At 66.7% G+C, this 13802-nt stretch carries 10 protein-coding genes; 3 read left to right on the top strand and 7 right to left on the bottom strand.

Features of this window, described 5'->3' with window-relative positions; all coding sequences use genetic code 11:
* Nucleotides 1–148: 148 nt before the first annotated feature.
* From kdsA to G5S42_RS18900, 7 genes are all read right to left on the bottom strand, one after another.
* The gene (kdsA, locus tag G5S42_RS18930) at nucleotides 149–1003 is read right to left on the bottom strand and encodes a 3-deoxy-8-phosphooctulonate synthase (protein WP_176108206.1); all 855 of its coding nucleotides are present in this window, start codon (nucleotides 1001–1003) and stop codon (nucleotides 149–151) included.
* Nucleotides 1000–2661, bottom strand: coding sequence for a CTP synthase (gene pyrG / locus G5S42_RS18925; RefSeq protein ID WP_176108205.1), 1662 nt, complete (start codon nucleotides 2659–2661; stop codon nucleotides 1000–1002). The genes kdsA and pyrG overlap by 4 nt, the downstream gene beginning before the upstream one ends.
* A 143-nt stretch (nucleotides 2662–2804) precedes the next feature.
* Entirely contained in the window at nucleotides 2805–3608 is an 804-nt protein-coding gene (locus tag G5S42_RS18920) for an alpha/beta fold hydrolase (protein ID WP_176108204.1), read from the bottom strand.
* 117 nt (nucleotides 3609–3725) lie between these two features.
* Nucleotides 3726–6356: a DNA internalization-related competence protein ComEC/Rec2 gene (locus G5S42_RS18915; RefSeq protein WP_176108203.1), complete on the bottom strand. Its 2631-nt coding sequence runs from the start codon at nucleotides 6354–6356 to the stop codon at nucleotides 3726–3728.
* Nucleotides 6357–6469: 113 nt separating this feature from the next.
* Entirely contained in the window at nucleotides 6470–7258 is a 789-nt protein-coding gene (locus G5S42_RS18910) for a TatD family hydrolase (RefSeq protein ID WP_176108202.1), read from the bottom strand.
* A gap of 115 nt (nucleotides 7259–7373) precedes the next feature.
* Nucleotides 7374–8129 (bottom strand): lipoprotein-releasing ABC transporter ATP-binding protein LolD, encoded by a 756-nt coding sequence (gene lolD / locus G5S42_RS18905; RefSeq protein ID WP_176108201.1) that lies wholly within the window; start codon nucleotides 8127–8129, stop codon nucleotides 7374–7376.
* Nucleotides 8122–9375, bottom strand: a complete 1254-nt coding sequence (locus tag G5S42_RS18900; RefSeq protein WP_176108200.1) for a lipoprotein-releasing ABC transporter permease subunit — start codon at nucleotides 9373–9375, stop codon at nucleotides 8122–8124. Before G5S42_RS18900 ends, lolD begins: the two co-directional genes overlap by 8 nt.
* Before the next feature lie 306 nt (nucleotides 9376–9681).
* On the opposite strand from G5S42_RS18900, the gene G5S42_RS18895 reads away from it, so the two are divergent.
* The 3 genes from G5S42_RS18895 (at nucleotide 9682) to prfB (ending at nucleotide 13738) form a co-directional block, all read left to right on the top strand.
* Entirely contained in the window at nucleotides 9682–10800 is a 1119-nt protein-coding gene (locus G5S42_RS18895) for a regulator (protein ID WP_176108199.1), read from the top strand.
* Nucleotides 10801–10816: 16 nt separating this feature from the next.
* Nucleotides 10817–12523 carry a single-stranded-DNA-specific exonuclease RecJ gene (recJ, locus tag G5S42_RS18890; RefSeq protein WP_176108198.1) on the top strand — a complete coding sequence of 569 codons (1707 nt, stop codon included), beginning with the start codon at nucleotides 10817–10819 and terminating at the stop codon, nucleotides 12521–12523.
* 110 nt (nucleotides 12524–12633) lie between these two features.
* A protein-coding gene (gene prfB / locus G5S42_RS18885) for a peptide chain release factor 2 (RefSeq protein ID WP_013089810.1) occupies nucleotides 12634–13738 on the top strand; the annotation gives its coding sequence in 2 pieces (ribosomal slippage) (nucleotides 12634–12714 and nucleotides 12716–13738; 1104 coding nt in all).
* The last annotated feature ends 64 nt before the right edge of the window (nucleotides 13739–13802 follow it).

Genomic DNA, 13802 nt, shown 5'->3' with positions numbered 1-13802 from the left:
GTGCTTTAGCGCCTACTCCGGTCCCATGCAAAGCACCCGCCGGTCTCCCCGACAGACAACTCGCGCGCCGATACGTTCGACGACCATTATGCGAAAACGCCGCGGGTCGATTATCGAGAGCAATCGTGACACGCGGCGCACACCTGAATCAGTTGAAGTCGCTTTCGAGGAACGGGCCACGCTTGACGGCCTGGTCGAGCGTGACGAGCGTCTCGAGCAGCTCGGCCATGCGATTGAGCGGCACCGCGTTCGGCCCGTCCGACTTCGCCTGCGCCGGATTCGGGTGCGTTTCCATGAACAGACCCGCGACGCCGACCGCCACCGCGGCGCGCGCAAGCACCGGCACGAATTCGCGCTGGCCGCCCGAGCTCGTGCCCTGACCGCCCGGCAACTGCACCGAGTGCGTCGCGTCGAACACGACCGGCGCGTTGGTCTCGCGCATGATCGCGAGCGAACGCATGTCCGACACGAGGTTGTTATAGCCGAACGACACGCCGCGCTCGCACGCCATGAAGCGGTCTTCCGACAGACCCGCTTCACGCGCGGCGTCGCGCGCCTTGTCGATCACGTTCTTCATGTCGTGCGGCGCGAGAAACTGGCCCTTCTTGATATTGACCGGCTTGCCCGAGCGCGCGCACGCGTGGATGAAGTCCGTCTGACGGCACAAAAACGCGGGCGTTTGCAGCACGTCGACGACCGCTGCCACCTGCTCGATCTCGTGCTCGGCGTGCACGTCGGTCAGCACCGGCAGACCGAGCTGGCGCTTCACTTCCGACAGGATACGCAGACCTTCGTCCATGCCCAGACCGCGAAACGACTTGCCGCTGCTGCGATTGGCCTTGTCGTACGACGATTTGTAGATGAACGGAATGTTCAGCTTCGCGCAGATTTCCTTCAGGCGGCCGGCCGTGTCGATCGTCATCTGTTCGGATTCGACGACACAGGTACCGGCGATCAGGAAAAACGGCTTGTCGAGCCCGATTTCGAAATCGCCCAGTTTCATGCTTTCTCCTCGACCCTCGACTGCTGATGCGCGAGCGCCGCTTCGACGAACGACTTGAACAGCGGATGACCGTCACGCGGCGTGGACGTGAATTCCGGATGGAACTGCACGCCGACGAACCACGGGTGCATGCTGCGCGGCAGCTCCATCATTTCCGGCAGATCCTCGCTCGGGGTACGGGCGCTAATGATGAGGCCACCCCCTTCGAGCTGGGGCACGAAACGGTTATTCACCTCATAACGGTGACGATGACGCTCGTTCACGTCCGTGCCGTAGATCTCTTCGGCGAGCGTGCCGGGCTTGATCGGGCAGCGCTGCGAGCCGAGACGCATCGTGCCGCCGAGGTCCGATTCTTCGGTGCGCTTCTCGACGCGGCCTTCGCGGTCGTACCACTCGGTGATCAGCGCGACCACGCGATTCTTCGTTTCCTGATCGAACTCGGTGCTGTTCGCGTCCTTCAGGCCGACCACGTCGCGTGCGAATTCGATCACCGCGAGCTGCATGCCGAGGCAGATGCCGAGATACGGCACCTTCGCTTCGCGTGCGTAGCGGATCGCGGCAATCTTGCCTTCGGTGCCGCGACGGCCGAAGCCGCCCGGCACGAGCACCGCGTCGAGATGCTTGAGGCTTTCGACGCCTTGCGTTTCGATCTCTTCGGAGTCGATGTACTCGATGTTCACGCGCGTCGACGTATGCATCGACGCATGACGCAGCGCTTCGATCAGCGACTTGTACGACTCGGTCAGATCGACATACTTGCCGACCATGCCGATCGTCACTTCGTGCTTCGGGTTCTGCAGCTTCTCGACGAGGTCGGACCACATGGAAAGGTCGGCCGCCTTCGGCGTGAGCTTCAGCTCCTCGCAGATGATCGCGTCGAGACCCTGGTCGTGCAGCATCTGCGGAATCTTGTAGATGCTGTCCGCGTCCCACACGGAAATGACCGCGTCTTCGGGCACGTTCGAGAACAGCGAGATCTTCGCGCGCTCGTCGTCCGGAATGCGGCGGTCGGCGCGGCACAGCAGCACGTGCGGCGAGATGCCGATTTCGCGCAGCTTCTGCACGCTGTGCTGGGTAGGCTTGGTCTTGAGCTCGCCGGCCGTGGCGACCCAGGGCACCAGCGTCAGGTGCACGAAGCACGCGCTGTTGCGGCCGAGGCGCAGGCTCATCTGACGCGCGGCTTCGAGGAACGGCAGCGATTCGATGTCACCCACCGTGCCGCCCACTTCGACGATCGCGACATCCGGCTCGCCGCACGTTGCAGAAGCTGCGCCGCGTTCGACGAATGCCTGGATTTCGTTGGTGATGTGCGGAATGACCTGCACGGTCTTGCCGAGATAATCGCCGCGGCGTTCCTTGCGGATCACCGATTCGTAAATCTGGCCCGTGGTGAAGTTATTGGCCTTGCGCATCTTCGTGCTGATGAAGCGCTCGTAGTGGCCAAGGTCGAGGTCGGTTTCCGCTCCGTCTTCCGTCACGAACACTTCGCCGTGCTGAAACGGGCTCATCGTGCCGGGGTCGACGTTGATGTAGGGATCGAGCTTGAGGAGGGTGACTTTAAGACCGCGCGATTCGAGGATCGCGGCGAGGGAAGCGGCGGCAATACCCTTGCCGAGGGAAGATACTACGCCGCCGGTGACGAAAACATATTTGGTCATCGCTGGATGCTCGCGGGAAAAACGGATTATACCGTAAAGGATGGTCCCGACCCAGCAAAAAACGACCCGGCCGCCGCGCGCCGATGCCACCTCGCGTGGCAGCCGGCGCGGCAGTTTCGGGCCCGCTTCGTGCGCGCAGCGCGTCAGGCGGTTCGCTCCAGCTCGCGCAACATGCGTTGCACCGCGCGCGCGGTTTCGATCGGCTTTTCCATCGGATACAGATGGCTGCCCTCGATCCACTCGACGTGCCCGCCGGTCGCGCGCCGCGTCGCGTCGAGACCGACCTGGCGGATTTCCTTCGAGTGCGTGCCGGCGATGAACCCGACCGGCACCGCCGCGCCGCGCGCGAGCCGCGCGCCGAGCGTATGCGGCAAAGTTCGGTAGATCTGGTATTCGGTGCGCCGATCGAACGCGAGCACGCGGGTGCCGTCCGGCGAACTCTGCGGAATGCCGAAGTCGATGTAGTCGGACAGCATGCGCTCGTCCCAGCGCGCGAACGCGGGTTTCGAATGGAAGTGCCGCCAGGCTTCGTCGCGGCTAGCCCATTGCGTGCGGCGCTTGCGCGTCGCGGCGGCCGGCGACAGCCGCTCGTCGAGCCCGGTCCATTGCGACACGCGCAGCATGCTGCTGCGCCAGCCGGCGATCACCGGCGAGTCGAGCATCACGACGCCCCTCACCCACTGCGGCTTTTTCAGCGCCGCCATCAGCGACAGATAACCGCCGAGCGAATGCCCGACGAGCCACACTGGCTGCTCGTACTTGCGCGCGATATCGTCGAGCAGTTGGTCGACCAGATGGGGCCAGTCCTGCGTGACCGGAAAGCGCGAATCATGACCGATCCGCTCGATCGAGCGCACCTCGTAGTCGTCGGAGAGTTCGGCGAAGATGGTCCGGTAAGTCGAGGCCGGAAAGCCGTTCGCGTGCGAGAAATGGATGATGTTTTTCAACTGCGGCAATCTCCGTTGTGTTTTTTACGCGCGGGCGGGTGCTGCGCCTCTGCCGCTGCTTATACCGCTGCTTGCGCCCGTTGTCTGCGCCGTTGCGCTCATTAAGCGGCGACGCGCTCAGGGCTCCATCCAGTAGCGGCGCTGCGTGTCGCGATAGCGCTCGAGCGTGAGCGCGGCGCCCTCCTCACCGCGCGCGCCCGGATCGACGTCGACCCTGACGGCGCCATCCCGATCGCTGCGCGCGAGCTCGATATGACGCGCCACGTAGCGCGCGAGCACGCCCGCGTTCGGATGATGAAAACGATTTTCGTAGCCTACCTGAAATAACGCGATGGACGGATCGATAGAGTCGAGGAACGGTTCGGTCGACGAGGTCTTGCTGCCATGATGCGGCACTATCAATACTTGCGCGCGTAACATCTCGCGATCGCGTGCGAGCAGCGCGCGTTCGGTCGGCGCTTCGATGTCGGCGGTCAGCAGAGCCGCGAACCGCGGCGCGTTGACACTGACCAACGCCGCCTGGCCTGCATTGGTGGCGGGCAACGTGCTGACTCTCAACACGCAGCAATGTTCGTTCGCCTTGCCGGTGAGCGCCCCGGCGTCCGGCCACAATACGGCGAACTCGACACCGTCCCACTGCCAGCGCTGCCCCGCCACACACGGCAGCGTCCGCGTGCCATGCTGCTTCGCCTTCGGCCACAGCGGATTGTCCGGCTTCAGTCCGGCCACCAGCTGACGCACCTCGATCGCGTCGAGCACTGCCGGCGCGCCGCCCGAATGATCCGAATCGTCGTGGCTGATCATCAGCGTATCGAGCATCGTCACACCTTGCGCCTGCAGGAACGGCACCACCACTCGCTCGCCAGCATGCGTCGATTCCGGGCCGGGGCCGGCATCGAACAGCAACGCGTGATGCGCGGTCTGCACGAGCACCGACGTGCCCTGCCCGACATCGAGCGCAGTCAGACGGAACGCGCCCGATGGCTCGGCGAGAGCGCCGTTTGCGCTGGGCATCAGCAGCGGCAGCCACGTCAGGGGCGCCGCCCAGCGCAACGGCCAGCCGCGCGGCGCGAGACACCACAGCACACCGAGCGCCGCCGCGGCGAGCGCCCACGCATGCGGCTGCGGCAACCACCACAATGTCCAGCGCGGTCCCGACACCAGCTCCAGGCCGGCCACGAGACCATCGAGCAGCGTGTGCGCGGCGCGCCACGCGAACGCGTCGAGCGGCGCGGGCAATGCGACGCCCGCGAGCACCGCCGGCGTGACGAGCGCGCTCACCCACGGAATCGCGAACGCATTCGCGAGCGGACCGACGAGCGGAATCTGCGCGAACCAGTAGGCGGTCAGCGGCGCAAGCGCGACCGTCACCGCGAACTGCACGTGCGCGGCGCTGCGCAAGCGTTCGGCGAAGGCACGCAGATGCCGGATCAAGTCAGGACGCAGCGCCAGCCACCTACCATGCGCCGCGCCGCCCTCTTCGTCTTCATGCCGAAGGGACGCCTGTGGACCGCGCACGCGCGGCCGCCCCGCCATCGCGAACAGGATCGCGCCGACCGCGCAGAACGACAGCCAGAATCCGGCCGACACGACCGCCCACGGATCGACCAGCAGCACGAGCCCGAGCGCCCACGCGAGCACCGTTGAGCGCGCCAGTTGCCGGCCACCGACGAACGCCAGCGCGACGAGTGCGGCCATCCACAGCGCGCGTTGCGCCGGCACGTTGAAGCCCGCGAGCGCGGCATGCAGCGCGGCGAACAGCGCCCCCGCCGTCACGCCGACGAGCTGCGCGGGCAGGCGCAGCGGCCAGTTGCGGCCGAGCCAGCCCGAGCGTCGCCAGACTGCGGCCGCGAGCCAGCCGGTCAACCCCGCGACCAGGCCGATGTGCAAGCCCGAAATCGCCACCAGATGACTCGTGCCGGTGCCGCGCATCAATTGCCAGTCGGCGGGGCTCAGCTGGTCCTGCGCGCCGACCGCGAGTGCGACGACGATGCCGCGATGCGGCGCATCGGCGAGCACCGTGTCGATACGCGCGCGCAATGCGGCGCGCCAGCGGTCGACCAGCACGGCGAGCCCGCGCGCGCGACCGGCGAGGCGTCGCGCATGCTCCGGCACGCTCACGTAACCAGTCGCGCGGACGTTGCGCGCGAGCAGACTCGCCTCGGCATCGCGCACGCCAAAATTCGCGTTGCCGTGCGGGCGCTTCAGGCGCACGGTCAGACGCCAGCGCTCGCCCGGTTCGAGCCGCGGCGCCGGGGCGTCGCGCGCGATCCAGGCGAGTTGGACCACGCGCGGAAAAGCGGCGAGGCGCGCATCGTTCGACTCGATGTCGAACAGGAAGCGCGCGCCTTTGTCGTCGCGCGTTGGCAGTCCCTTGATAGCGCCGACCACCTCGATGTCGCGCCCTTCCCACTCATGCGGCAGACTTACGGCGAGCCGCGTATGAGCGCGCAGAGCCGCATAGCCGAAACCGACGCAGATCGCCGCGCACCACACGGCGCCCCAACCGGCGACCCGCCGCATGCGGACGTCGCGCCATGCGCGGCTAGCGAACTGGTTCGAAAAGCGCCGCTCGTATTCGAGGCGGTACGCCGCACCCACCCTATCGCCACGCAAACCCCACACGGCAACGCCAGCCGCCGTGGAGCCGGCCAGTATCAACGCCCACCATCCGCCCGCATCCGGCAACACCGCCTGCTGCTGCAGCCAGATCACGCCCAACGCAAACCCGCACCAGACTGCCCGCATCCGCCCTCCGCACCACTGGCGCCGGGTGTCGTCACGCGCCGGCGAGCAGGCAGCAGCGAGCCCGCCGGGCATGGGTGTCGCCCGGCGCGAACCCTTTCGATCAACGGAATCGATTATGCAGAGGAAAGCGCGAGTCGCGGCAGCGCGGCGAGCGCGTTAGCCGTTGTGCCAAGGGCTGCTGCGTCGGAAGTGACACCGCGCAGTTGCGCGAGACTCGCGCCGATCGCCGGAATCTGCTCCGGCGAATTGCGCTGCCTGTACATCCACGATGGCGCGATATCGGGCGCGTCGGTCTCGACGACCAGCGCGTCGAATGGCAGCTGTTCGGCAAGTCGGCGGATCTGCCGCGCGCGCTCGAACGTCAGGTTGCCGCCGAACCCAAGATGCAGGCCCTGATCGATATAAGCCCGAGCCTGCTGGAAACTGCCATTGAACGCGTGCGCGATGCCGCGATGGATCTGATGCCGGCGCAGTCCCGCGATCACCTGATCCTGCGATTTGCGCACGTGGCAGATGACCGGCAGATCGAACTCGCGCGCGAGTTGCAACTGCCCGTTGTAGAAAAATTGTTGGCGCGCATCGTCGAGACCGTCGACGAAAAAGTCGAGCCCAATCTCGCCAATGCCGACGAAGCGCGGATCGTCGAGACTCGCCTCGATCTCCAGGCGCAACAGGTCGAGGTCGGCGTCGACGGCGCCTGGCGTGTACATGGGATGAATGCCGAGCGCGTACGCGCCGCCGTCGACACGGTGCGCGAGCTCGCGCACCGCCGCGAAGTTCTGTCGCCCGATCGCCGGAATCACGATGCGCGACACCCCCGCATCGCGCGCGGACGCCGCGACCGCGTCACGATCGGCGTCGAACTCCGAAGCGTCGAGATGGCAGTGCGTATCGATCCACATGGGTTGTCTCGCTGGCAATGGAACCGAACCGAAGGTGGTCCGGCGGTTCGCGGCGGCGGTCGGTCATCCGCGGACCACCAGCAACGACCGTGCCGGGGTTTCGCTCAACCCGGGTTCAGACCGGCACCGGCGGTTCTTCGTGCAGCACGCCGTCGCGCAGCCGCATGATGCGATCGCAGCGCCCCGCCAGTTCGGGGTCGTGCGTGACGATCACGAAGCTCGTCTCGAGCGTGCGCGACAGTTCGAGCATCAGGCTGAACACGGTGTCGGCGGTGCCGCCGTCGAGGTTGCCGGTCGGCTCATCGGCGAGCACGCAGGCGGGCTTCGTGACGAGCGCGCGCGCGATCGCGACACGCTGACGCTCGCCGCCCGAAAGCTCGCCCGGCCGATGCTTCGCGCGATGCCCCATGCCGACGCGCTCCAGCACCGCCATCGCCTCACGGCGCGCGACTTCGGTCGTCTCGCGACGAATTCGCAGCGGCATCGCGACGTTATCGAGCGCGGAAAACTCCGGCAGCAAATGGTGAAACTGATAAACGAAACCGAGCGCGCGATTGCGCAGGTCGTTGCGCTCGCGCTCGGAGAGCTTCGTGAACGGCTTGCCGAGCACCGACACCTCGCCCGCGCTCGGATCGTCGAGACCGCCGAGCACGTGCAGCAGTGTGCTCTTGCCGGAGCCCGACGCGCCGACGATCGCGAGCTTCTCGCCGCGCCGCACGGCGAGCTCGGCATTGTTGAGCACCTGCACGTTCAGGCCACCCTGCACGAACGATTTGGAAATGCCGGTGGCTTCGAGCACGTACGGATACGATGCGGGGTCCTGAGCGTTCATGGATGAATCGGTTGAGGGATGGACGAGGCGGTCATTCATAGCGCAGCGCCTCCGCCGGACGGACCTTCGCGCCGCGCCAGCTCGGATACAGCGTCGCGAGCGCGGACAGCACGAACGCGATGATGCCGATGCGAGCGACGTCGGCCGGAACCAGCTCGGACGGCAGCTCGCTGATGAAGTACACCGACGGCGGCAGGAACTGCACGCCGAGCAGATGCTCGATCATCGGCACCAGCCACGGAATGCTCCACGCGATCAGGCAGCCGAGCGCGACGCCGGTCGCCGTGCCGATGAAGCCGATCGTCACACCCTGCACGACGAAGATCTTCATGATCGAGCCGGGCTGCGCGCCGAGCGTACGCAGGATCGCGATATCGGCCTGCTTGTTGGTCACCGTCATCACCAGCGACGACACCAGATTGAACGCGGCCACCGCAATGATCAGCGTCAGGATGATGAACATCATGCGCTTTTCGATCTGCACCGCCGAGAACCAGGTCTTGTTCTGCTGGGTCCAGTCGCGAATGTACAGATCGCCCGACAGCGTGCGCGCGAGCTGACGCGCGACTTCCGGCGCGCGCTGCATGTCGGTGAGCCTCAGCCGCACGCCGGTCGGCGCGGGCAGCCGGAACAGCGCCTGTGCGTCCTTGATGTTGATCAGCGCGAGCGTGCTGTCGTATTCGTAGTGGCCCGACTCGAAAATGCCGACCACCGTGAACTGCTTCAGGCGCGGCAGCATGCCGGCGGGCGTGATCGTGCCTTCGGGCGCGACGAGCGTGATCTTGTCGTTCAACTGCACGCCGAGGTTGGCCGCGAGATCGGCGCCGAGCACGATGCCGAAGTCGCCGGGCAGGAGGTCGGTCAGCTTGCCGCCCTTCATTTCCTTGCCGATATCGGACACTTCCGGTTCGAGCGTCGGCTCGATGCCGCGCAACGCGACGCCGCTCACCGCATCCTGGCGCGTGAGCAGCGCCTGGGCCTCGACGTAGGGCGCCGCGCCGATCACCAGCTGGTTCTGCCGCGCTTCCTTCGCGGTCAGCTGCCAGTCGGGCATCGACCCGGTCGGCGAAAAGATCTCGACGTGCGCGAGCACCGACAGCATGCGGTCGCGCACCTCTTTCTGAAAGCCGTTCATCACCGACAGCACCACGATCAGCGCCGCGACGCCAAGCGCGATGCCCGACATCGACACCAGCGCGATGAACGAGATGAAGCCGTTGCCGGTCGTGCGTTTGCCGGCGCGTGTGTAGCGCCAGCCAATCTGCCATTCGTAGGGAAATTTCAAGCGAATCCTTTTGTGCGTTCTTCGACTGTGTGTCGGGAGCGGCGGACATCGAGCGTGCGCCGAGCGGCCCGAGCGTCGTGACCGTTGGGCTCGCGGCGGCGCGGATCGTTCCTCGCCCGCCCAGCCGCCGTGCGGCTCCGCTGGCGCATGGAGGCGTGGCTGCACGGTGCGCCGCCCCTGCCGCGCGCAGCGATCAAGCGCGAAGTTTGCCACACAATGCCGCCGGCTCGCGCAAAGCTCATGCCTCGGTTCGCGATCGACAAACCGACCGTGCTTCGTCGAAATACTCGCACCGTTTGCCCTACAATGCGCAGCATCATGCCTGCCGACCGCCTCCATCTTCTGCTGCCCTTCGCGCTGCCCGCCGCGGCCGACGCCTCCACCGCGCTTCACGACATCCAGAGCCCCGCCCTCGACAGGCTGATCGCCCGCGCGACGCTGATCGAACGCGTGATCGGCGAAGATTTTCAGCGCACGCTGCCGCACGAGCGCTGGGTCGCGCGACAATTCGGCGCGCTGCCCGATGGCACGGCGGGCGCCTCGGCCGCCGCCGACGAAGCCCCGCTCGCGCCCTACATGCTGCGCGCCGACGGCGGCGAACCCGGCAGCGCGACGTGGGCCTGCGTGCAGCCGGTGCACGTGCACATCGCGCACGACCACCTGGTGCTGATCGATCCCGCGTCGCTCGATCTGTCGGACGACGAAGCGGCCACGTTGCTCGCGCTTGCGCGTCCGCTGATCGAGGAACTCGGCGTGCGCATCGAAGCGCCGAAACCGACCCGCTGGTATCTGTCGAGCGACGCGTTCGGCACGCTCGCGGGCGCGTCGCCGTTGCGCGCGAGCGGCCGCAACATCGAGATCTGGCTGCCCCATGAAGCGCATTCCGGCGAACGCTCGCGTGCATGGATGAAGCTGCAGAACGAAGTGCAGATGGCATGGTTCGAGCATCCGGTCAACGAGGCGCGCGAGGCACGCGGGCTGCCGGCCGTCAACTCGATCTGGTTTTACGCGCAAGGCGCCGCGCGGCCGGTGCGCAGTCCGTTCGCGCAGGTGCTGTCCGACGCCGCCGCGACGCGGGGCCTCGCGCTCAGCGCGGGGATCACGCCAGGCGCGCCGCCGGCGTCGTATCGCGAACTGCCGGCGGCGCTGCGCCGTGCAACCAACGGCAGCGGCGCGACACTCGTCGAACTCGATCCATTCTCCGCGCCCTACATCGAACAGGACTGGGCGCGCTGGAACCAGGCATTCGCCGCGCTGCAGACGGACTGGTTCGAGCCGGCGCTCGCGGCGCTGCAGGCGGGCGAACTCCCCGAACTCGGCCTCACGCTGTGCGGCGACACCGGCTCGGTGACGCTGACCGTCACGCGCGGCGATCTGCGCAAATTCTGGCGGCGGCGCGTGCTGGCCTCGCTTTTCATCGAATGATCCACGGCCCTTCCGCATGACCCGAATCGTTACGCGCCCCTGCTCCCCCGTCGATGCCGAAGTACTGATCCGCTGCGGCATGCATCCGGTGCTCGCGCGCCTGTACGCATCGCGCGGCGTCTGCCTGCCCGAAGAGGTCGAGACCGGCCTCGCGCGGCTCGTGCCGCCCGTCGAGCTGAAGGGCTGCGACGCGGCCGCCGCGCTGCTCGCCGACGCGCTCCAGCAGCAGCGCCGCATGCTGGTCGTCGCCGACTACGACTGCGACGGCGCGACCGCCTGCGCGGTCGCGGTGCGCGGACTGCGCATGTTCGGCGCGCGCATCGACTATCTGGTGCCGAACCGCATGGAGCACGGCTACGGACTCACGCCGGACATCGTCGAGCTGGCGGCGCGCGGCGCTACGGGCAAGCCCGATCTGCTGATCACCGTCGACAACGGCATCGCGAGCGTCGACGGCGTCGCCGCCGCCAACGCGCTCGGCATCGACGTACTCGTCACCGACCACCACCTGCCCGGCGACGAACTGCCCGCCGCGCGCGCGATCGTCAATCCGAACCAGCCGGGCTGCAGGTTCCCGAGCAAGTGCCTGGCCGGCGTCGGCGTGATGTTCTACGTGCTGCTCGCGCTGCGCGCCGAACTGCGCCGCCGCGGCGCGTTCGGCGATGCGCTGCCCGAACCGCGCCTCGACGGCCTGCTCGATCTGGTCGCGCTCGGCACCGTCGCCGATGTCGTCAAGCTCGACGGCAACAACCGCGTGCTGGTCGCGCAAGGTCTGCAGCGCATCCGCAAGGGTCGCATGCAGCCGGGCATCGCCGCCCTCTTTCGCGCCGCCGCGCGAGACGCGCGCAACGCGTCCGGCTTCGACCTCGGCTTCGCACTGGGACCGCGCCTGAACGCGGCGGGACGGCTGTCGGACATGTCGCTCGGCATCGAATGCCTGACCACCGACGACGTCGGCCGCGCGTGGGAACTCGCGCAGCAGCTCGACACGATGAACCGCGAGCGCCGCGAAATCGAGGCCGGCATGCAGCAGCAGGCACTGGACGACCTGTCGACGGTCGATCCCGACGGCGCGACCACGATCACGCTGTTCAATCCGGGCTGGCATCAAGGCGTGATCGGCATCGTCGCCGGACGGCTGAAGGAGAAATTCCACCGCCCGTCGTTCACGTTCGCACCCGCCGACGATACCGGCGTGCTCGTCAAGGGCTCGGGCCGCTCGATCGCGGGCTTCCATCTGCGCGACGCGCTCGATCTGATCTCGAAGCGCGAACCGGACCTGATCGTCAAATTCGGCGGCCACGCGATGGCCGCGGGCCTGACGATCGCCGCCGCGAACGTGCCGCGCTTCACGGCCGCCTTCGAGGCGGTCGGCCGCGAATGGCTGTCCGCGGAGGCGCTCGCGCGCACGGTCGAAACCGACGGCGAGCTGGAAGACGCGTACTTCACGCCGCAATTCGTCGAGATGCTCGATGCGGCCGTATGGGGCCAAGGCTTTCCGGCGCCGGTGTTCTCGGGCGAATTCGAGGTCGCGTCGCAGGCGCTCGTGAAGGACAAGCACCTGAAGCTGCAACTGTTGCGCGGCCGCCAGCGCTTCAACGCGATCTGGTTCAATCACACCGATACGCTGCCCGCGCGCACCACCGTCGCCTACCGGCTCGCGAGCGACACATGGAACGGCGTGTCGCGCGTGCAATTGATCGTCGAGCACGCGGCGAGTTGAAATCTTCCGCAAAATCAATTGCGAACACGCGCCGGATCGCCCGCGGGGCTCCGGCGCGGCGTGCCGATCGGCTATAATTTCTCCTTTTTACGAAGCTATAAAAGATCGACATGGAAGCGGAACGTCTCAACGCGATCGAAGCCTCTCTGGCCGACCTGCGCAAGCGCGCGGACGACCTACGGGGGTATCTTTGACTACGACGACAAAGCACTGCGTCTAATCGAAGTCAACCGGGAACTCGAAGACCCGGACGTCTGGAACGATGCGAAGCACGCCCAGGCACTCGGTAAGGAAAAGAAGCTGCTCGACGACACGGTCGGCAAACTCACGTCGATCACCAACGACGTGAACGACGCGCAAGACCTGTTCGACATGGCGCGCGAAGAAGCCGACGACGAAACGCTGCTCGCCTGCGAAGCCGATGCCCAGGCCATCGAGGCGCGCGTCGCCGACATGGAATTCCGCCGGATGTTCGCGAACCCGGCCGACCCCAACAACGCCTTTCTCGACATCCAGGCCGGCGCCGGCGGCACCGAAGCGTGCGACTGGGCGTCGATGCTGCTGCGCCAATATCTGCGCTACTGCGAGCGCAAGGGCTTCAAGACCGAAGTGCTCGAGCAGACCGAAGGCGACGTCGCCGGCATCAAGAATGCGACGATCAAGATCGAAGGTGAATACGCGTACGGCTTCCTGCGTACCGAAACCGGCGTGCACCGCCTCGTGCGCAAGTCGCCGTTCGATTCATCGGGCGGCCGTCACACTTCGTTCTCGTCGGTGTTCGTGTACCCGGAAATCGACGACTCGATCGAAGTCGAGATCAACCCGGCCGATCTGCGCATCGACACGTACCGTGCTTCCGGCGCGGGCGGTCAGCACATCAACAAGACCGACTCGGCGGTGCGTATCACGCATATGCCGTCGGGCATCGTCGTGCAGTGCCAGAACGACCGCTCGCAGCACCGCAACCGCGCCGAAGCAATGGCGATGCTGAAATCGCGCCTATACGAAGCGGAAATCCGCAAGCGTCAGGCCGAGCAGGACAAGCTCGAAGCCGGCAAGACCGATGTGGGTTGGGGCCATCAGATCCGCTCGTACGTGCTCGACAACAGCCGCATCAAGGATCTGCGCACCAACGTCGAAATCAGCAACACGAAGAGCGTGCTCGACGGCGATCTCGATCCGTTCATCAGCGCGAGCCTGAAACAGGGCGTCTAAGCGCGCACGGCGCGGCCACGTTCAGCGATCGGGGCCGCGCCTTCTTCGTTGCTGCTTTTGCGTT

Source organism: Paraburkholderia youngii (assembly GCF_013366925.1).
Classification (GTDB): domain Bacteria; phylum Pseudomonadota; class Gammaproteobacteria; order Burkholderiales; family Burkholderiaceae; genus Paraburkholderia; species Paraburkholderia youngii.
This window is presented reverse-complemented; position numbering and strand designations above follow the sequence as displayed.